We start from the raw sequence: 19,037 nt of genomic DNA, 5'->3' as shown, positions 1-19,037 counted from the left end.
CTTCGATCCCGCCTGCCATGGCAGCTCAGTTGTCGGCCTTGCTCTGCGCGTTGCTCAACTGCAGGGACCGGGCCAACTCCACAGCATGCTGCATCGCGGGGACGGCCTCCTTGGCCAGGGCCCTGACGTCATTGTCATCCGCTTCTGCAGCGGCCTTTTGAAACAGTTCGACAGCGGCTTCATTGGCGGCAATGGCCCAGCTTCTGATGTAGTCCTTGTCGAAGCTGCCGCCGTCTCGCATGGACAGCATCATCAGCCTGGCTTTTTGTGTCAAGGAGGGCGTGGTGGGGACTTCGACACCCTTGGCCATGGCCAGGGTCACCAGTTGATCGCGTGTTTTGGCGTGTTGGGTCAGAATTTGCTGGGCCAGGTTCTTGACCTGGGTATCGCGGCTGGTTTCCAGCGCGAGTTGGCTGCTTTGTGCGTTCGTCAGGCACTGTTGAATGGCGTCATGCAGAAAGTCGGCATCGGCCTGGGGCAGTTTGTGCACGAGCGTGACAGCCGGCGGCGAAGCAGCGGAGGCCGCTGTAGGCGGATGCGGGAGCGCCTGGCTTTGTGCACACGCCATGGGCGCATGGCTCAAGCTCAACAACAAGGCACACAACACACCGGGCAAGGCGTGCAAGACCGCACCTTGGGTGGCTCGGGAGGGAGTGGGGCACAGCTTCATCGGGGTTCTCCTGGGGGTGAACGAGGGTGTTCCATGGGCTGGAACAGTCGTGCTCCTTGAGCGGCAATTGGCATGCCCGGCATGCCCATCCCACATCGTGCGTGCGTGGGCGTACGAGGCACAACCCCCCTGAGGATCTGGTTATGTTGCTTTGGTTACGATCAATACCTGTCCAGAAGAGCTTGCCGCATGCCCACTGCCTTGAAGATTGATTTTGTTTCCGATGTGTCCTGCCCCTGGTGCGCCATCGGCCTGTCGGCGCTGGAGCTGGCTTTGCAGCGGCTTCAGGGCGAGGTCGAAGCGGTGATTCATTTCCAGCCCTTCGAGCTGAACCCCGACATGCCGGCCGGTGGGCAGGACATCGGCGAGCACCTGACCCAGAAGTACGGCTCCACACCGGCGCAGCAGGCTCAGATCAGAGAAACCATTCGCCAGCGCGGTGCCGAGGTGGGCTTCGCCTTCAGCCCCGAGGGCCGGGGCCGCATCTACAACACCTTCAATGCCCACCGCCTCTTGCATTGGGCGGGTGAAACGGGCCCGGTGCAGCAACGGGCCCTGAAGCGGGCGCTGCTGCAGGCCTGTCACCGCGATCGCCAGGACATGGGCGCCGACATGGTGCTGCTGGCCGCCGTGCAGCAAGCGGGGCTGGATGTGGCGCGGGCCCAGGCCATTCTGGCCAGTGACGAGTTTGCTCGCGAGGTGCGCGAGCAAGAGGCCTTCTACACCTCACACGGCATCCATTCGGTGCCGGCGGTCATCGTCAACAGCCGGCATCTGATCTCGGGTGGGCAGCCTGCCGGGGTGTTCGAGCAGGCCTTGCGCCAGATCGCGGCCGAGTCGGAGTCAGCAGCCGGCTGACCGGGGCCCGCATCAAAGCTGGTCGGTGTTGCGCAGCAGGCGCTCGTAGAACTGGATCATCTGCACGTAGTTGTCGATGCCGATGCGCTCATTGGTGCCATGGAAGCGGGCCAGGTCAGATGGGCCGGCGTGCACCGGCGAGAAGCGGAAGATGGACTCGCTGACGGCGGCAAAGTGGCGTGAATCCGTGCCGCCCACCAGCAGCCCCGGGGCCACGACCACATCGGGCTGGAGCTCGCGCAGGGTGCGTGCCAGCAGCCGGTAGGCCGGCGTGCCGGAGCGGGACACCGGCGAGGCTTCCACCAGTTGCGGCTCGTGTGTCACCTGCACATCCAGCCCGGCCAGCACCTGCTGCACATGGGCTTGCACCTGTGCGCTGCTGTCTCCGGGCAAGAGCCGGAAGTTGATCAAGGCCGAGGCCACGCCCGGCAGCACGTTCTCGCGCTCGCCGGCCTGGAACACGGTGGCGGCCGTGGTTGTGCGCACCATGGCATTGGTGGAGGGCGCTTTCTGCAACTGGCTGATGACCAGGGGCTCGGTCAGCCACAGGTTGCTCAGCAGCCAGCGGTTGAGGCCTTGCACCTCGGGTGCGACGGTCTCGAACATCTCGCGCGGCAGGCCGCTCAGGTGGGCGGGCATCTGATGGGTTTCCACCCGTGCCACGGCTTCACCAACCAGGCCGATGGCGCTGCGCATCGGCGGCATGCTGGCGTGGCCGGGCTGGGCCTTGGCGCTCAGGCGCAGCGTGAGGTAGCCCTTTTCGGCCATGCCGATCAAGGCCACGGGCTTGCGCACGCCGGGCACCATGTCGTGTGTGATCAACAGGCCTTCGTCCATGGCAAAGCGCAGGCGCACCTTCTGCTGCTGCAGCCATTGCGCGATGAGCAGGGCACCGTCCTGCCCACCGACTTCCTCATCGGCGCCGAAGACCAGGTAGGTGGTTTGTTTTGGCTGAAAGCCCGCCTGGGCCAGCATCTCGACGGCTTCCATGATGGCCATGACGTTGCCCTTGTCGTCCCAGGCACCACGGCCCCAGACGAAGCCATCCTGGATGGCGCCGGAGAAGGGGGGCTGCTGCCAGTCCTTCTCGGTGCCCGGGGCGATGGGTACCACGTCCTGGTGAGCCAGCAGCGCAATGGGCTGTGCTTGCGGGTCGCGACCGACCCAGGTGTAGAGCAGCGCGTGGCGCCCGAAGGTCTGGCGTTTCAAGGCGGCATGCGCATGAGGAAAGCCGGTTTGCAGTTGCTGGTGCAGGGCCTCGAACGCGGCCGCATGCTCATCCTTGGGGCCCCAGATCGTGGCTTGCTGCACGGCCTGGCTCAGGCGTTGTGCCACGGCTTGGGCGTTCACCGCCGCGCCAGGCCGGGCTGGCACGTTGGCGTCTTGCGAGGCGCGCTGCCCGATGCGCCAGGTGTGCCACGCCATGATGGCGGCCAGGCCTGCCACCAGGGCCAGCAAGGTGAGCGCCAGCCTGGGCAGCAGGCGGCCGCGCATGGCGTGTGCACGGGCGCGCGGGGTGGGCATGAGGCGGCGGGCGGCTGGTGTCATGGGTGTGGTGGGCAGCGATTCGCCCGGGGTTTGCGGGTCGCGCGATGATAGGCGAGCAGGCCCGCTTCGCGCCCTTGTCGTCTACCCTGGCTAAGATGCCGGTTTTGAAGAATGGCGTAACATGGCTCGATGGATCTGGTCCCGCTGGACCTCGCTGGATTTCTGGGTGACCTTCATCGGCGCACTGGCCCTGGTGGCGGGCGCCTTCTGGGTGGCCAGCCATTTCATTGCGCCCGCACCGCCCAGCCGCATCGTGATGACGGTGGGGCAAGAGGGCGGCGCCTACGAAAGCCTGGCCAAGGACATGCAGACGGCCCTGGCTCAAAACGGCATCAAGCTGGAGTTGCGCACCACGCACGGCGCGCAAGAAGACCTGCGCCTGCTCAATGACCGCCACTCGGGTGTCACGCTGGCCGTGGTGCAAGGTGGCGTGGCCACCGATGCCGATGGCGAAGACCTCATGAGCCTGGCCTCCTTGTACCGCGAGCCGGTCTGGGTGTTCTACCGCCAGGGCTTGAAGGTGGAGCGGCTCAGCGCGCTCAAGGGGCGGTCCTTGTCCATCGGGCCCAAGGGCAGCGGTGTGCACGCCTTGGCGGCACAGTTGCTGGCGGCCAATGGGGTGGACGCGCACAACACGCGCCTGGCCGAGTGGCCTTCCGAAGAGGCCGCGCAAAAGCTGATCAACAAGCAGCTGGACGCGATCATGGTGGTGGGCGCGCCCGAGTCCAACCTGGTGGGCAAGCTCATTCGCCAGCCGGGGGTGCGCTTGCTGGACTTCGCGCAAGCAGAAGCGTATTCACGCCAGTTCCCCTTCCTGGCCCACATCGTCCTGCCCATGGGCAGCTTCGATCTGGCGCGCAACATCCCGGACCATGACGTGATGCTGGTGGCGCCCACGGCCAACCTGGTCGTGCGTGACGACATCCACCCTGCGCTGATCGACTTGCTGATGGCCGTGGCCACCGACCTCACGGGGGACGCCAGCATGCTGCACCACGAGGGCGAGTTCCCTTCACCCAATGGCGTGGACATCCCCTTGAGCGACGACGCGGCCCGCTACATGAAGAACGGGCCGTCGTTCCTGCATCGCTACCTGCCCTTCTGGATCGCAGTCTGGGCAGACCGGCTGGTGGTCTTGTTGATCCCGCTGGTGGCGGTGCTCCTGCCGGTGATGCGCCTGGCGCCTTCGGTGTACGCCTGGCGGATCAAGTCGCGCATCTATCGCTGGTATGGCCGCCTCAAGCAGCTGGAGTACGAGCTGGACCTGGAGGGCAGCCAGCTCGACAAGGCGCAGGCCATGAGCCGGCTCGACGACATCGAGCGCGGCGTCAGCCACATCCGCACGCCGCTGGCTTTTTCAGAGAACCTGTACAACCTGCGCGCGCACATCGAGCTGGTGCGTCACCGCTTGAGCAAGATGGCGTGAGCGCAGGGGGCGCGGCTGCCGTGCTCAGTGCGAGGCCACCTGGGTGCTGGTGAGCGGGGCGGCTTCGGTCTTGGCGCGCTTGAAGGCGGTGGTCTCGGCGATCTGGAACTCGTGGCCGTAGTCCAGTTCGCCGGCCTTGCGGGCACGCAGGAACTCGGCGCGGGTCTTCTCGCTGGTGGCATCAGCAGGGGCGGCCTGGCTGGCGGTGGCGCTGCTGCGCTGATCGGCCTTGTCGGCGGCCAGGGCCGAGGTGGACAGCGCGGCGGCCAGGAGGCTGGTGGCGGCGAGCAGGGTGGCGTTCAGGGCGTTCATGATGGGGGCCTTTCGGTGGGGTGTCTGTTGTCGATGGGTTCACTGTAAGAACCGCGAACAGAAAGAAAAACCACCTTCACGCGAATGCATTGTTCTTGAAACGAGAATAATGACCTGGGCTGCAACCTGAACCACGGCCCGATCAAGGAGCACCGATGGACCGCATCCAGGCCATGACCGTCTTTTGCCGCGTGGTGGACTGCCAGGGTTTTGCCGCCGCCGCCCGCGAGCTGGACCTGTCACCCTCGGTGGTCACCCGCTTGATCAACGAGCTGGAGGCGCACCTGGGCGTGCGCCTGCTCAACCGCACCACCCGCACGCTGGTCCTCACCGCCGCGGGCGAGCGCTACCTGGAAAAGGCGCGCAAGCTGCTGCTCGATCTGGCCGACATCGAAGGCGAGGCCACCTCGGCCACGACGGACCCGTCCGGGCGCCTGAAGGTGCAGGTGCCACCGGCCTTCGCCGCGCACCAGCTGGCGCGTGTGTTGCCCACCTTTCTGGCGCGCTTCCCGCGCATCAGCATCGAGCTGGTCGCACCCAACGTCGCAGAGAGCATCGACGACAGCTTTGATGTGTGCATCGTGGTGTCGACCTCGGGGCAGCTCGATGGCCAGTTCGTGGCCCGGCGCCTGACCTGCTCGCACATCATCGCCTGCGCTTCGCCCGCGTTTCTGGACCGGCATGGCCGCCCCGGGCATCCCAGCGAATACCTGGCCCTGAGCCTGGTGCACCCCGCCTACATCCAGGAGATGACCTTCAAGCCCGAGCGCGAGGCCTTGCGTGCGGCGCCTCATGGGGCCATCACCGTGGTGCCCTCCCAGGCGGTGATGCTGAGCTCGCACATCGACACCTTGTATGCCGCCGCGCTGGCCGGCCTGGGGGCTTCGGGCTTTCCGTCTTACGTGGTGGACGAGGCCTTGAAGCAAGGCCGGCTGGAGCGCGTGTTGCCGGGCTGGTCCCTGTCGGTGCTGCACCTGTTTGCGACCTACCCGAGCCGCCGCTACATGCCCATGCGCACGCGGGTGTTCCTCGATTTTCTGATCGAGACCTTTGGTGGCGAAGAGAAGGACCCCTGGCTGGGGCTGTGACGCCGAGCCTGTGGTGCAAGGCCTGCATTGACATGCGCGCCACAGCAGGGGAAAAGCCCATCTGTTCGCTATGGACATCCGCCCCCGCGTGCGGTTCAATCTCCGACAGTCGAAAGCTGGAGAGCGATTGGTGGTGCTTGCATGGCGTGCCTGGTTCGTGAGTTGGGGATGGGCCTGTGCCATGGTGGTGCCGACGCATGGCCTGGCGCAGGCGGCCTTGCCCGAGGCCCGGCCTCGCGCGGTCATCGGGGCCGAGGATGACGCCGCACCCTGGTCCTACGCCGATGGCTCTGGCTATGTGAACGACGTGGTGCGCGCCGCATTCGAACGCAGTGGCTGGCTCGTCGAGTTCAAGGTGATGCCGTATGCCCGTTGCAAGGCGCTGGCGTCGTCCGGCAAGCTGCTGGCCTGCTTCTCCACCAGCAAGACGCCGGCGTTGCAGGCGCAATTGCTGTACCCCGTCCACCCGGTGTTCAGTGCGTCCAACCTCCTGGTGGGTCGCGCGGACTCGGGCCTCTCGGGTTGTGACCCCGCACGGTGGCCCCGGCCGCTGCGCATCGGTCGGGTCGCTGGTTATGAATACCGGCCCGCGGTGGACGCCCTGTTCAGCCAGCCGCAGATCCATGCCGATGACGCGCAGTCGGAGGTCAACAACCTGCGCAAGCTGCAAGCCCGCCGCATTGACGCCGCGCTCGTCACGGTGGATGCTGTCAAGCGCCTGGACTTCATTGCCGCGCAGGCCGGGGTCTCAGGCACCTTCACCACCATCTGCGACTTTGGTAGTGAGCATGCCTACATCGCCTTCAGCCGCCGGCATCCCGTTTCGCAGCGCGCACGCCAGGCTTTTGAGGCCGGCTTCGAGCAGTTGAGAAAAGAGGGCCACATCGCCAAACTGCAGGCGTTGTGGCGTGCGAAGCTGCTCGACCGTGTCAAGGCCAAGGCCCACTGAACTGCACGCCATGAAACGCACGCCATGAAAATACGCCAACTGTCGATTGCGCTGTTCCTGATCGTCGGCCTGGTGACGGTGGTCACCGTCTTCCTGTCGACCTTTGCCGCGGTGGTTTACCACGAAGAGCGCGAACAGCGTTGGGGCCAGTTGCACGCCACGCTGGCGGCCAATGTGGATCAGCAGGCGGCTGGCCTGGCCTTGCCCGTTTGGAACATGGATGAAACCAACATCCAGGCCATCCTGCATTCCGGGATGATCGACCGCGAGGTGTATGCCATCGTCGTGTCCACGTCAGAAAAGCCGTATGGCATCGTTCGGGACAGTGGCTGGCATGTCGTCGGGCTCAAGGGGCCGGTGTCCGACCCGGATCTGCTGGCCGAAGAGCGCGTGGTCTACCATGGCAAGGAGCCCCTGGGCACGGTCAAGGTGTACGTGTCCGGGCGCTTCTTGCAGGAGGACCTGAATCAGCGCCGCTCGTCCATCATCGCGGTCATCGTGGCGTTGGATATCACGCTGGTGGTCGCGCTGACCGTGATGCTGTGGTTTGCCATGATCCAGCCGATCAAGCGCCTGCAAGCGCATGCGGCTTCCATTGGCGAGGGCAAGTCGGCCGCCCGCGAGCCGAGCGATTTCCTGTTCTTCGGGGAGCTGCATGCGCTCAAGCGCTCCATCCACGACATGTCCATGATGCTGGCCAACCGCTTCGAGGCGCTGCAGTCCAGCGAGAACCGCTTGAAGCTGGCCACGCGCGCCGCCAGCATCGGCGTGTGGGACTGGGACATCGATCAGGACAAGCTGGTCTGGGACGACGAGATGCACCGCCTCTTTGGTGTGCCCAAGGAGAACTTCTCCGGCACCGTGACAGATTGGCGCAAGACGTTGACACCCGAAGATGCCGAACGCATGAGGCAGGAGCTGGATGCCGCCGTTCGCGGCGATCACGATCTGGCCACAGAGTTCACGATCACCCGCCCCGATGGTGAATCCCGGGTCATCAGGGCAGAGTCCATTGCGGTGCGCAACCAGGTCGGGCGCGTGGTGCGCCTGGTCGGCATCAACCTGGACGTCACCGAAAGCCGCATGGCCAAAGAGCGGGTGCAACGCCTCAATGCCGAGCTGGAAGACCGCGTCAGGGAGCGCACGGCCCAGCTGGAGCAAGCCAATACCGACCTGGCCAAGGCGCGTGACGGCGCCGAGAAGGCCACCCGGGCCAAGAGCGAGTTCCTGGCCAACATGAGCCACGAGATCCGCACGCCCATGAACGCGATCCTGGGCCTGACACGGCTGACCTTGCGCACCGAGTTGAGCAAGAAGCAGAAGGACTACCTGCAAAACGTGATGGTGTCGGCGGGCTCCCTGCTGGGCATCATCGATGACATCCTGGACTTCTCCAAGATCGAGGCCGGCAAGCTGGAGATGGAGGCCAAGCCTTTCGCCCTGGAGGAAGTGCTGGACAAGTTGAGCACCATCACGGCCTTGAAGGCGCATGAAAAGGGCCTGGACTTCCTCATCGATTTGGCGCCCGGCCTGCCCACCACCCTGGTGGGCGACCCATTGCGCCTGGGGCAGGTGCTGATCAACCTGTGCAACAACGCCGTGAAGTTCACCAGCAGCGGCGAGGTGGCGGTGCTGGTTCGCCAGGCGGGCCCGGTGGATCAAGGGCGGCTGATCTTGCAGTTCTCCGTGCTGGACACGGGCATCGGCATGACCGCGGAGCAGCAGGCCAAGCTGTTCACGCCTTTCACGCAGGTGGATGCCTCCACCACCCGCCTGTATGGCGGCACCGGGCTGGGGCTGGCGATCTCCAAGCAGATCGTGGCCTTGATGCACGGCGACATCACCGTGAGCAGCGAACATGGCGTGGGCACGCGATTTGATTTCACGGCCGTGTTCGGTGTCTCCGATGCGGGGGGCGAACCCCTGCACGTTCATGAAGCGCTGCGCGGGCTGCGTGTGCTGGTCATCGATGACAGCCTGCGTTCACGCGAGATCTGCAAGACACTGCTGAGCAGCCTGGGTTGTATCCCGACCCTGGCCGAGTCTGGCCTGGCCGGCCTGAGCAAACTGAAGCAGGCGGTGCCCGCCGAAGCGTATGAGGTGGTGCTGCTGGACACCAATCTGCCGGAGATCGACAGCTATGAGCTGGTGTCCCTGATCCGCAACCGGCCAGCACCTGTGCCGGAAGTGATCCTGATCACGTCGTTCATGGATGAGGACGTGACGCGCCGCATGACAGCCCTAGGGGTGCGTTGCGGGCTGGTGCGGCCTGTCGGGCGGCGTGCCTTGCACGACGTGCTGTTGGAGGCGCGCCACCTGCCGGCACCCGCCGCCCAACAGCAAGACGCCCACCGTGCAGCGGGAAGCCTGGCACCTGCCCAACTCCGGGGGCGCAGTGTGCTGCTGGTCGAGGACAACGCCATCAACCAGATCGTGGCCACCGAATTGTTGCGCGATGAAGCGGGCATGCACGTGATGGTTGCCGAAGACGGCGTGGAGGCCCTGCACCTGTTGTTCACACAGACCTTCGACCTGGTGCTGATGGACATCCAGATGCCCGGCATGGACGGGCTGGAGGCCACGCGCCGCATCCGCCAGGACCCGCGCCACACCAAACTGCCCATCATCGCGATGACCGCACATGCCCTGGCCAGTGACCGGGCCGCCTGCCTGGCCGCAGGCATGAACGATTGTGTGGTCAAGCCCTTTGAGCCCCAGGTGCTGTTCACGGTGCTGGCCCGCTGGCTGCATGACGACCAGGGCGCTCAGGCTGCGGGCCAGGCGGGGCTGGGGACGGGCGAGCCAGCGCCACCCGAGCGCGGCATCCACTTCGATGTGGGCATGCGCCGCTGCATGGGCAAGGCCGAGCTGTACCAGCGCATTGCCACCCGCTTCATCCACTCGCGGCGCGAGGACGCGCACCTCATCCGCTCCGCGCTGGAAGGTGGCAGGCCGCAGGTCGCAGCCGACATCGCCCACCAGCTCATCTCCTCTGCGGGCACCATCGGCGCAGAGGCACTTTCACACACGGCACGCCTGCTGCAAGCGGCCATCACGGATGAGGGCCCGGAGGCACCATGGCTTCACCTCGCATCCCTGGAAGACCACTTGCAGGAAGCCCTTGCCGAGCTGCATGCCTATCTGGCCGATGTCAGTGATGCCGGGCAAACTGCATGACCTCCCGAGCCACGCCATGACGGACAAAACCCGCTCCTACTCCACCACCGCCGTTGCCCAGCGCCTGGGCATCTCGACCCAGACCGTTCAGCGCTGGGTGGACACCGGCCAGTTAAAGGCCTGGAAGACCCTGGGCGGGCACCGCCGCATAGAGGCCGAGGGGGTCGAACTGCTGTTTCGCCTGCATGGACTGGCGGTGCCTGATGCGGATCAGCCGTCAGCGGTGCCGCAAAACGACCAGAGCGAGGCCTTGTCCATCCTGATCGTGGACGACAACCCCGATGACCGGGATATTCTGGCCCATATGGTGGCCGAGGCCTTTCCAGCCGCCTCGGTGGCCGCGGCCACCAATGGTTTCCACGGTTTGATTGCCGTCGGGCGCATGGCCCCCGATGTGCTGATCACCGACTTGCTGATGCCGCATATGAATGGGTTTGAAATGCTGCGGCAATTACAGACCGGGTGCGCGGTCAAACCCCGCTATACCCTGGCCGTGTCCAGCAACACCTTGCAGGATCTGGCCACCAAGGGCAACCTGCCTGCCGGCGTGGCCTTCATGCGCAAGCCTTTCGAGCCCGCCGTGTTCATCGACGCATTCCGCCAAGGGGTGCGTGCCGCGCTGCAGGCCCAGGGCGCCTGAGCCCTCTTTCTTTCATGTCGAAACGGGCGTGTTTTTGTACACGCCCGTTGTGCTTTCGTACGTGCTCGCCTGCGAATTCGTGAAATAGCGCATGTTGAACCGGCTCATTGGCGGTTAACAAATTGTGTGTTTTGACGATGATGAACACATGGACGGCCCCCAGGCGCCCGGGGAGTCCACTGATCGTTCAAACAGGATCGTCATGACACACCAGCGTTGGGATACCTTGTCTGCCACAGGCTCTGTACAGCCTGCCCCAACACCGGGTGCGTGGATCAATACCTCGCGAGCAGGGCCTGCCGGTCGCCCGCTCGATCTTGCCTCCAGCCGATATGGCCCTGAATGGGCTTATATCGGTCTGGGGGCTTTTTTTATCTGGCTGACCAGTATCTGGCCTGAATGGCTGTGGTTGACTGGTCTGGCATTTCTGGGTGTTTCTCTGGGTTTGCGCTGGGTATATCAAACATACCAGGCCAAGCTGCGCCAGGCGCAGGCCGCCACCCCGCCTGCACACGATGATCTGCAGGCCCTCAATACCGCCGTGCTGCCCATCTGGTACCGCCAGATCGACTACGCGCGCACCTTGCTGACCCAGGCCATGGACGCCCTGACGCAGCGCTTTGCCGGCATGTCCGGGCGCCTGTGCCAGACGGTGGACCGTGCGGGCCACGGCGCCGAGGCGGGCCTGCTGCAAGCCCTGCAAACATCCCAAACCCAGCTGGTGGGCCTGGTCGACGACCTGCGCCAGGCGCTGGATTCGCGCGGGCACCTGCTGGGCGAGGTGGTCGCCGTGTCGCAGTTCGTGGGGCAATTGCAGGAGATGGCGTCCGAAGTGGGCGCCATTGCTCGCCAGACCAACCTGCTGTCGCTCAACGCGGCCATCGAAGCCGCCCGTGCGGGCGAAACCGGTAAGGGCTTTGCCGTGGTGGCCAAGGAGGTTCGCCACCTGTCTGCGCAATCTGCCCAGACCGGCGAGCGCATCGAGAAGGTCATCGCCCAGGTCAACAGCGCCATCCGCGGCGCCCAGTCCAGCTGCGATGCCTTCACTCAGGAAGACGCGGCCTTGATGGCGCGTGCCAGCCAGGCCATCGAGGACGTGGTCCAACGCATGCGCGACACGGCCTCCAACGTCATGGCCGATTCGCAGGCGCTGCTGGCCGAGGGCCTGACCATGCGCGACGAGATCAACGAGGTCCTGATTGCCGTGCAGGCGCAAGACCGCATCAGCCAGATGCTGATGCACACGGCCCACAACGTCAACGAACTGGCGACGGGCGTGCAGCAGCCTGCCACCCCGCCATGGCAGGTGGAGGCCTGGCTGGCTGCGCTCAAACAGACCTACACCACGCCGGAAGAAACCGCCGCGCACGAGGGGCTGGCGCTGGCCAGCGTGCCCACCACGCCGCAGCACAGCGCGGTGGAAGACAACACCACGTTCTTCTGAGCGAATCACCTTGACTGAAGGGAGTGCCCGAACATGAGCAACAAGACCATCCTGGTGGTGGACGATTCATCCTCCTTGAGGACGGCCGTGCGCATCGCGCTGACCGGGGCCGGCTTTGATGTGGTTGAGGCCGAAGACGGCAAGCAGGGCCTGAGCAAGCTGGACGGCCGCAAGTACCACCTCGTGATCAGCGACGTGAACATGCCCAACCTGGATGGCTTCGGCTTCGTGTCGAGCATGAAGCAGTTGCCGGCCTACAAGTACACGCCCGTGGTCATGCTGACCACCGAAACCGGCGAGGACAAGAAGGAGCGAGGCAAGGCCGCTGGCGCCAAGGCCTGGATCATCAAGCCCTTTCTGCCGCCGCAGCTGCTCAACGTGGTCAGCAAGCTGGTGATGCCATGAGCGCCGCCGTCCACATCGAGCAGGAGCTCACCGTCTACACCGCGCACGAACTGAAAGTGCGCTTGCTCGCGGCACTGACCCCAGGCGAGGCCTTGCAGGTCGACCTGAGCGAGGTCCGCGAGGTGGATGGTGCCGGCGTGCAGCTCCTGCTGGCCCTGAGCCAGGAATGCCGCAAGCGCGAGATCAAGTTGTGCCTGAAGTCGCCACCGCTCGCTTTGGTCGAGTCGTTCAAGCTGGTGGACATCTGCAGCGAATTCGCCTGTGAAGAGAACATCGAGGAGGCCACCGTATGAGCCATGACGAGGCCATGACGGCCTTCTTCAGCGAAGCCCGCGATCTGCTTGATCGCATGGAAGCGGCCTTGCTGCACATCGAGCAGCAGCCCGATGACGCCGAAACCATCAACGCCATTTTTCGGGCGGCCCACACCATCAAGGGCTCGGCCGGCATCTTCGGGCTGGATGCCATCGTGGCCTTCACGCACGTGGCGGAGAGCGTGCTGGATGAAGTGCGCAAAGGCCACATCCGCTTTGACAGCGGGCTCTCCAGTGTGATGCTGCGCGTGGGGGATCACATCCGCGAGCTGGTCGAGCTGGTGTTCCATGCGCAGGAGCCCGATGAGGCCAGCCTGCGCCGCGGGCAGGAGCTCGTGGCCGCGCTCACCTTGCGCCTTCAAGGCCAGGCAGGCAGCCACTCGGAACCGGCCTGTGAACCGGCGGCAGACAGCGTGCCCTGCAGCGACGCCCCCCTCAACGCAGTCAGCAACGAGTTATGGCATCTGTCGCTGCGCTTTGGGCGCGACACCATCCGTGATGGCTTCGACCCGCTGAGCTTCATCCGCTTCCTGCAGACCATCGGGCAGATCGAGCACATCGTCACCCTGACGGAGAACGTGCCCGGCCTGTCCGAGCTGGAGCCCGATGACTGCCACCTGGGCTTCGAGATCGGCCTGCGCAGCAGCGCGGACAAGGCCACCATCGAAAGCGCCTTTGACTTCGTGCGTGAAGACAGCCTGGTGCGCATCCTGCCGCCACGCAGCAAGCTCAGTGAATACGCCGCCTTGATCGCCGAATTGCCCGAGTCGGATCTGCGCCTGGGCGAGATCCTGGTGCGCTGTGGGGCGCTCACCCAGGCCGAGCTGGACGAGGCCCTGGACACCCAGACCGTGCAAGGCCACCAAGGCCAGGCCGTGGCGCCGCTGGGCCACTTGCTGGTCGAGGCCAGGCAGGTGCACGCCGAAGTGGTGGATGTGGCCCTGGCCAAGCAGAGCAAGGCGCGCGAAGGCAGCAAGCCCGAGACGCAGCAGTTGCGTGTGGATGCGGCCAAGCTGGATCACCTCATTGACCTGGTGGGTGAGCTGATCATCGCGGGGGCCGGTGCCAACCTGATCGCCCGCAAGCACAAGATCAAGGACCTGATCCAGTCCACCTACGAAGTCGCCCGCCTGATGGAAGAGGTACGGGACTCGGCCCTGAACCTGCGCATGGTGCAGATCGGTGGCACCTTCAACCGCTTCCAGCGCGTGGTGCGTGACGTCAGCCAGGAACTGGGCAAGGATATCGCCTTGCAGATCACCGGCGCCGAGACCGAGCTGGACAAAACCGTGGTCGAGAAGCTGGCCGACCCGCTCACCCACCTGGTGCGCAATGCCATGGACCATGGCATCGAAAGCGCCGAGCGCCGCGCTGCAGCGGGCAAGCCCAGCCAGGGCACGGTGAGCCTGCATGCCCAGCACGAAGCCGGCCAGGTGGTCATCGAAGTCCGTGACGACGGTGGTGGCCTGAGCAAGGCGCGCATCCTCCAAAAGGGCATCGAGCGTGGCCTGGTGGCCCCCGATGCGGCCTTGAGCGAGCAGGACATCTTCAACCTCGTGTTCCAGCCGGGTTTTTCCACCGCTGAGCAGATCAGCAACCTCTCGGGCCGTGGCGTGGGCATGGACGTGGTCAAGCGCAGCATCATGGCCTTGCGCGGCACCATCGACCTGCGCAGCGTGGAAGGCGTGGGCACCACCGTGTGCATCCGCCTGCCGCTGACGCTGGCCATCATCGATGGCTTCCTGCTGGGGGTGGGCAAGTCCTCTTTCGTTGTGCCCTTGAGCACGGTGGTCGAGTGCATCGAGATGTCTCGCCAGCGGACCAATGGCAAGGATTGGCTGGACCTGCGCGGCGAGGTGCTGCCCCTGGTGCGCCTGCGCGAGCTGTATGACATTGAAGGCGAACCCGGCCGCCGCCAGAACGTGGTCGTGGTGCAAGGCGGTGGCCAGCGCGTGGGCCTGGTCGTGGACCAGCTCATGGGCGAGCTGCAGACCGTCATCAAGCCGCTGGGCAAGGTGTTCCAGAACATCCAGGGCGTGGGTGGTTTCACCATCCTGGGCAGTGGCTCCGTGGCCCTGCTGCTGGATGTGTCCACCTTGATTTCGCAAAACGTGCGCAGCAGCGAGCGGCAACTGGCCGGCGCGAGCGCCTGATCTCCATCGTAACCTGAACGGGGGCATTCCCCCTTTTTGTAGGACACCACATCATGACAAACCTGTCTTTGAAAGCCAAGTTGGTTGGCTTGCTCACCATCTCGGTTCTGGCGCTTTGCCTGGTCGGTGCCATCGGTTGGGTCGCGCTGGGTGGCACCAGTGAATCCATTGCCGAGCTGGGCAAGAACCGCTTGCCATCCGTGCTCAGCCTGGAGATGGTCAACGAGACCAATTCGACCATCATGGCCGACACGCGCAAGGTGGCTTTCTATGAAAACGACTACCACGCCCAGGACAAGATCGTGGCCATCCTGAAAGACAAGCAGGAGGTGTGGAAGCGCCTGGAGAAGGGCTGGAACATTTACGAGCCTCTGCCGCAAGAGCCGGAAGAGGCGCAGGTGTGGAGGGCGTTCGTCAAGCAGTTCGAGGAATGGAAGAACGCAGAACACCGTGTGGATGAAATCGTCACGGCCCTGAGCACCAACACCGACCCGCAGCGCCAGAAAGACTTGTACGAGGAGTACTACAAGCGCGCCGCCGCGGTGGACGCGCTGTTCGATGCCAGCAATGACTCGCTGGGCAAGTTGGTGGACCTGAACGTCAAGTATGGTGACGATGCCGTCAAGGCCTCTGACCAGATCATCTCGACGGCCAAGACCCGCATGCTGGCCGGTGCCGGCCTGATGCTGGCCATGCTGATCGCGATCGGCACCTGGATCACCCGCAGCATCCTCAAGCAGCTCGGTGGCGAGCCGGCTTACGTGAGCGAGGTGGTGCGCCAGGTGGCCGATGGCGACCTGACCGTGCAGGTGCAACTGGCCTCTGGTGACAACAGCAGCATGCTGGCCGCGGTCAAGAACATGGCGGACAAGCTGTCGCAGATCATCGGTGATGTGCGGGCCGCCTCGGACGCCCTGTCGTCTGCTTCCGAGCAAGTTGCCTCAACGGCACAAAGCATGAGCCAGGGTGCCAGCGAGCAGGCGGCCAGTGTGGAAGAGACCTCTGCTTCGCTGGAAGAAATGGCGTCGTCCGTGCAGCAAAACGCCGACAACGCTCGCGTGACCGAGGACATGTCGGGCAAGGCCTCGAAGGAGGCTGTGGAAGGCGGCCATGCCGTGAAGGAAACCGTGCAGGCCATGAAGACGATTGCCGACAAGATCAGCATCGTGGATGACATCGCCTACCAGACCAACTTGCTGGCGCTGAACGCCGCCATCGAAGCCGCGCGCGCAGGTGAACATGGCAAGGGCTTTGCCGTGGTGGCCGAAGAAGTGCGCAAGCTGGCCGAGCGCAGCCAGGAAGCCGCTGCCGAGATTGGTGAAGTGGCCAAGAACAGCGTGTCGCTGGCCGAACGCGCTGGCAGCCTGCTGGACGCCATCGTGCCCTCCATCGCCAAGACCTCGGACCTGGTGCAGGAAATCTCTTCGGCCTCCAACGAGCAGTCTTCCGGCATCACCCAGATCAACACCGCCGTGACCCAGCTGTCGCAGCTGACGCAGGAGAACTCCAGCGCTTCGGAAGAGCTGGCTGCGACGGCCGAGGAGATGAGCGGGCAGGCCGAGCAGCTGCAGGAACTGGTGAGCTACTTCAAGACCGGCCAGATGGCCCAGCAACGCGCGTTCAAGGCGGCGGCCAGCGCCCCGAGCGCTCGTTCGGCCCCGATGGCCAAGGCCCGACGCCGTCACGATGCGCCGGCCGAGGTCGATGCACGAGAGTTCGTGAATTTCGAGGGTTGAGCCATGAGCACCCTCACCGCTACCACCCTGCCGCCGGGGCTGACCAAGGCGAGCATGGTCAGCCAGTACTTGATCTTCAGCCTGGGCAATGAGTTGTTCGCCGTTGGCACGCTGCGTGTGCGCGAGATCATCGAGTACGGCAACCTCACCACCGTGCCGATGATGCCGTCCTTCATCCGCGGCGTCATCAACCTTCGCGGGGCCGTGGTGCCGGTCATCGACCTCAATGCGCGCTTCGGCCGCGCGGCCACCGATATTTCCCGGCGCACCTGCGTGGTGATCCTGGAGGTCCAGTCCGACGCCGACACCCATGTGCTGGGCATCGTGGTGGACGCCGTCAGTGCCGTGCGCCAGATCGACAGCATGGATGTGGAGCCCGCACCCAGTTTTGGCACGCGCATTCGCGCGGACTTCATCGACGGCATTGCCAAGGTCAAAGGGCAGTTCGTGATCTTGCTGGACCTGGGCAAGGTGCTGTCGGTGGATGAAATTGCCATGCTGGACGGCATGGCGGCCAGCCAAGCCAGTTGATACGGCTGCTCGCCCCCTTCGGGGCGTTCACCGTTTGTTCAAGCCGGAACGTCCATGGCTGTGATGCGTGGGCAACCTGTCCTCTCAATGTGAATCCGCAAGGGAGCTCGCTGTCATGAAAAACCTGACCGTAGCCAAGAAGTTCATCCTGCTGGTGTTGTCCGCCTTGTCCGGCATTGCCTTTTTGTCGGGCTTGTCGACCCTCCAGATGGAGAAGGTGTACGACGCTGCCAACTACTCTTACGTCAACGTGCTGCCCAGCTTGCTGCTGGTGGACGAGGCGGCGGCAAGCATCGCCACCATGCGGACCCGCATCTGGCAGCAGGTGGCCGACGACGACAAGGACCGCATCGCGGAGTCGCAGAAAGCCGTGGATGCGCTGGCGCTGAAGGCCGAAGAGGCGTTCAAGAAGTACGAACCGCTGATCGCTGACGAGAAGGACAAGGCCTTGCTGGCCGCCGACCGTGCAGCTGTTGCGGACTACATGGCTTTCCGCGCCGAGCTGCTCAAGCTGGTCACGGCTGGCAAGCGCCAGGAAGCGGTGGCGCTCAACATCCAGAACCGTGCCTTGGTGAGCAAGCTCACGGACGCCTTGCAGGCCCACCGTGACTACAACATCGAACTGGCCAAGACCGGCTCCGAAGAGGCCGCGCGCACCAAAAAGAGCGCCCTGATCTCGGCCATGACGGTGTCGGGGGCGACCTTGCTGGTGATCAGCCTGATCGGCTTTGTCATTGCCCGCAGCCTCATCAAGCAACTGGGTGGCGAGCCCGCTTATGCGGCCGATGTGGTGAGCCGCATTGCCCAGGGTGACCTGACCGTGCAGGTGGCGATCAAGCCTGGCGATGACAGCAGCATGCTGGCGGCGATCAAGCGCATGTCCGACAAGCTCTCCCAGATCATTGGTGACGTGCGCAGCTCCTCCTCAGCCCTGTCTGCCGCAGCCGAGCAGGTGTCGGCCACGGCGCAGAGCATCAGCCAGGGCTCGACCGAGCAGGCCTCCAGCGTGGAAGAGACTTCCGCCACGATCGAGCAGGCCGCCAGCTCGGTGCAGCAGAACGCCGAGAACGCTCAGGTGACCGAAGGCCTGTCCAGCAAGGCCGCCAAGGAGGCCGTGGAAGGTGGCCAGGCCGTGAAGGACACCGTGGTGGCCATGAAGACGATTGCCGACAAGATCAGCATCGTCGACGACATCGCCTACCAGACCAACCTGCTGGCGCTCAATGCCGCCATTGAAGCCGCCCGCGCAGGCGAGCACGGCAAGGGCTTTGCCGTGGTGGCCGACGAGGTGCGCAAGCTGGCCGAACGCAGCCAGGAGGCGGCACAAGAGATCGGCGAGGTAGCCAAGTCCAGCGTGGCACTGGCTGAACGTGCCGGCGAGTTGCTCGACACCATCGTGCCTTCGATTGCCAAGACCTCGGACCTGGTGCAGGAAATCGCCTTGGCCTCCAACGAGCAGGCCACCGGCATCAACCAGATCAACACCGCCGTGACCCAGTTGTCGCAACTCACGCAAGAGAACTCCAGCGCCTCGGAAGAGCTGGCCGCTACCGCCGAAGAGATGAGCGGCCAGGCCGAGCAGCTGCAGGATTTGATGAGCTTCTTCACCACCAGCGGTGCGCCCGGTGCCCACGTGGCCGCCGGCCAGGCCATCAAGCGTGCCGCCAAGGCGCCATTGCTGGCAGGCGCCGTGGCCCATGGCACCACGCGCAAGCCCTTGGTGGGCAACCGTCGGCATCGCGACGAGCCGGTCAACCACCAAGAGTTCGTGCAATTCGAGGAGTGA

Annotated in this window: 16 protein-coding genes; 13 read left to right on the top strand and 3 right to left on the bottom strand. The window is 64.7% G+C overall.

Annotation, left to right across the window (positions count from 1 at the left end):
• Positions 1-25: 25 nt before the first annotated feature.
• Positions 26-670, bottom strand: a complete 645-nt coding sequence (locus JY96_RS08635) for a DUF4142 domain-containing protein (RefSeq protein WP_052162287.1) — start codon at positions 668-670, stop codon at positions 26-28.
• 189 nt (positions 671-859) lie between these two features.
• Between JY96_RS08635 and JY96_RS08630 the strand changes: the two genes are divergently transcribed.
• On the top strand, positions 860-1,528 hold the full coding sequence (locus tag JY96_RS08630; protein ID WP_035036660.1) for a DsbA family oxidoreductase: 669 nt from the start codon (positions 860-862) through the stop codon (positions 1,526-1,528).
• A gap of 12 nt (positions 1,529-1,540) precedes the next feature.
• Here JY96_RS08630 and JY96_RS08625 read toward each other — a convergent pair whose 3' ends face one another.
• Positions 1,541-3,052, bottom strand: a complete 1,512-nt coding sequence (locus JY96_RS08625) for a M20 family peptidase (protein WP_200883463.1) — start codon at positions 3,050-3,052, stop codon at positions 1,541-1,543.
• A gap of 145 nt (positions 3,053-3,197) precedes the next feature.
• Between JY96_RS08625 and JY96_RS08620 the strand changes: the two genes are divergently transcribed.
• Entirely contained in the window at positions 3,198-4,502 is a 1,305-nt protein-coding gene (locus tag JY96_RS08620) for a TAXI family TRAP transporter solute-binding subunit (RefSeq protein WP_081961142.1), read from the top strand.
• 24 nt (positions 4,503-4,526) lie between these two features.
• Here the strand turns inward: JY96_RS08620 and JY96_RS08615 are convergent, their stop codons facing one another.
• Positions 4,527-4,814: a hypothetical protein gene (locus JY96_RS08615; protein ID WP_035036658.1), complete on the bottom strand. Its 288-nt coding sequence runs from the start codon at positions 4,812-4,814 to the stop codon at positions 4,527-4,529.
• Between the two features lie 155 nt (positions 4,815-4,969).
• Here JY96_RS08615 and JY96_RS08610 point away from each other — a divergent pair, with 155 nt between their 5' ends.
• The 11 genes from JY96_RS08610 to JY96_RS08560 all read left to right on the top strand — a co-directional run bounded on the left by JY96_RS08610 (position 4,970) and on the right by JY96_RS08560 (position 19,037).
• Positions 4,970-5,902, top strand: a complete 933-nt coding sequence (locus JY96_RS08610; RefSeq protein WP_035036656.1) for a LysR family transcriptional regulator — start codon at positions 4,970-4,972, stop codon at positions 5,900-5,902.
• A gap of 133 nt (positions 5,903-6,035) precedes the next feature.
• Positions 6,036-6,851, top strand: a complete 816-nt coding sequence (locus JY96_RS08605; RefSeq protein WP_161784269.1) for an ABC transporter substrate-binding protein — start codon at positions 6,036-6,038, stop codon at positions 6,849-6,851.
• A gap of 24 nt (positions 6,852-6,875) precedes the next feature.
• Positions 6,876-10,028, top strand: a complete 3,153-nt coding sequence (locus JY96_RS22110) for a hybrid sensor histidine kinase/response regulator (RefSeq protein WP_052162286.1) — start codon at positions 6,876-6,878, stop codon at positions 10,026-10,028.
• Between the two features lie 16 nt (positions 10,029-10,044).
• A complete protein-coding gene (locus JY96_RS08595; protein ID WP_161784268.1) occupies positions 10,045-10,668 on the top strand; it encodes a response regulator in 624 nt (207 codons plus the stop codon).
• Between the two features lie 148 nt (positions 10,669-10,816).
• A complete protein-coding gene (locus tag JY96_RS23720) occupies positions 10,817-12,112 on the top strand; it encodes a methyl-accepting chemotaxis protein (RefSeq protein WP_369796132.1) in 1,296 nt (431 codons plus the stop codon).
• 33 nt (positions 12,113-12,145) lie between these two features.
• Positions 12,146-12,517, top strand: a complete 372-nt coding sequence (locus tag JY96_RS08585; protein ID WP_035036647.1) for a response regulator — start codon at positions 12,146-12,148, stop codon at positions 12,515-12,517.
• Positions 12,514-12,810: a lipid asymmetry maintenance protein MlaB gene (locus JY96_RS08580; protein ID WP_052162284.1), complete on the top strand. Its 297-nt coding sequence runs from the start codon at positions 12,514-12,516 to the stop codon at positions 12,808-12,810. The genes JY96_RS08585 and JY96_RS08580 overlap by 4 nt, the downstream gene beginning before the upstream one ends.
• Complete coding sequence (locus tag JY96_RS08575) at positions 12,807-14,984, top strand: chemotaxis protein CheA (protein ID WP_035036644.1); 2,178 nt, start codon at positions 12,807-12,809, stop codon at positions 14,982-14,984. Before JY96_RS08580 ends, JY96_RS08575 begins: the two co-directional genes overlap by 4 nt.
• A gap of 53 nt (positions 14,985-15,037) precedes the next feature.
• Entirely contained in the window at positions 15,038-16,720 is a 1,683-nt protein-coding gene (locus JY96_RS22105) for a methyl-accepting chemotaxis protein (protein ID WP_081961139.1), read from the top strand.
• Positions 16,721-16,723: 3 nt separating this feature from the next.
• Positions 16,724-17,251, top strand: coding sequence for a chemotaxis protein CheW (locus tag JY96_RS08565; protein WP_035036642.1), 528 nt, complete (start codon positions 16,724-16,726; stop codon positions 17,249-17,251).
• Between the two features lie 115 nt (positions 17,252-17,366).
• Complete coding sequence (locus JY96_RS08560) at positions 17,367-19,037, top strand: methyl-accepting chemotaxis protein (RefSeq protein WP_081961138.1); 1,671 nt, start codon at positions 17,367-17,369, stop codon at positions 19,035-19,037.

Source organism: Aquabacterium sp. NJ1, from assembly GCF_000768065.1.
Lineage (GTDB): Bacteria > Pseudomonadota > Gammaproteobacteria > Burkholderiales > Burkholderiaceae_C > Aquabacterium.
Note: the sequence above shows the minus strand (reverse complement) of the source record. Positions and strands in the feature narration are given on the sequence as shown.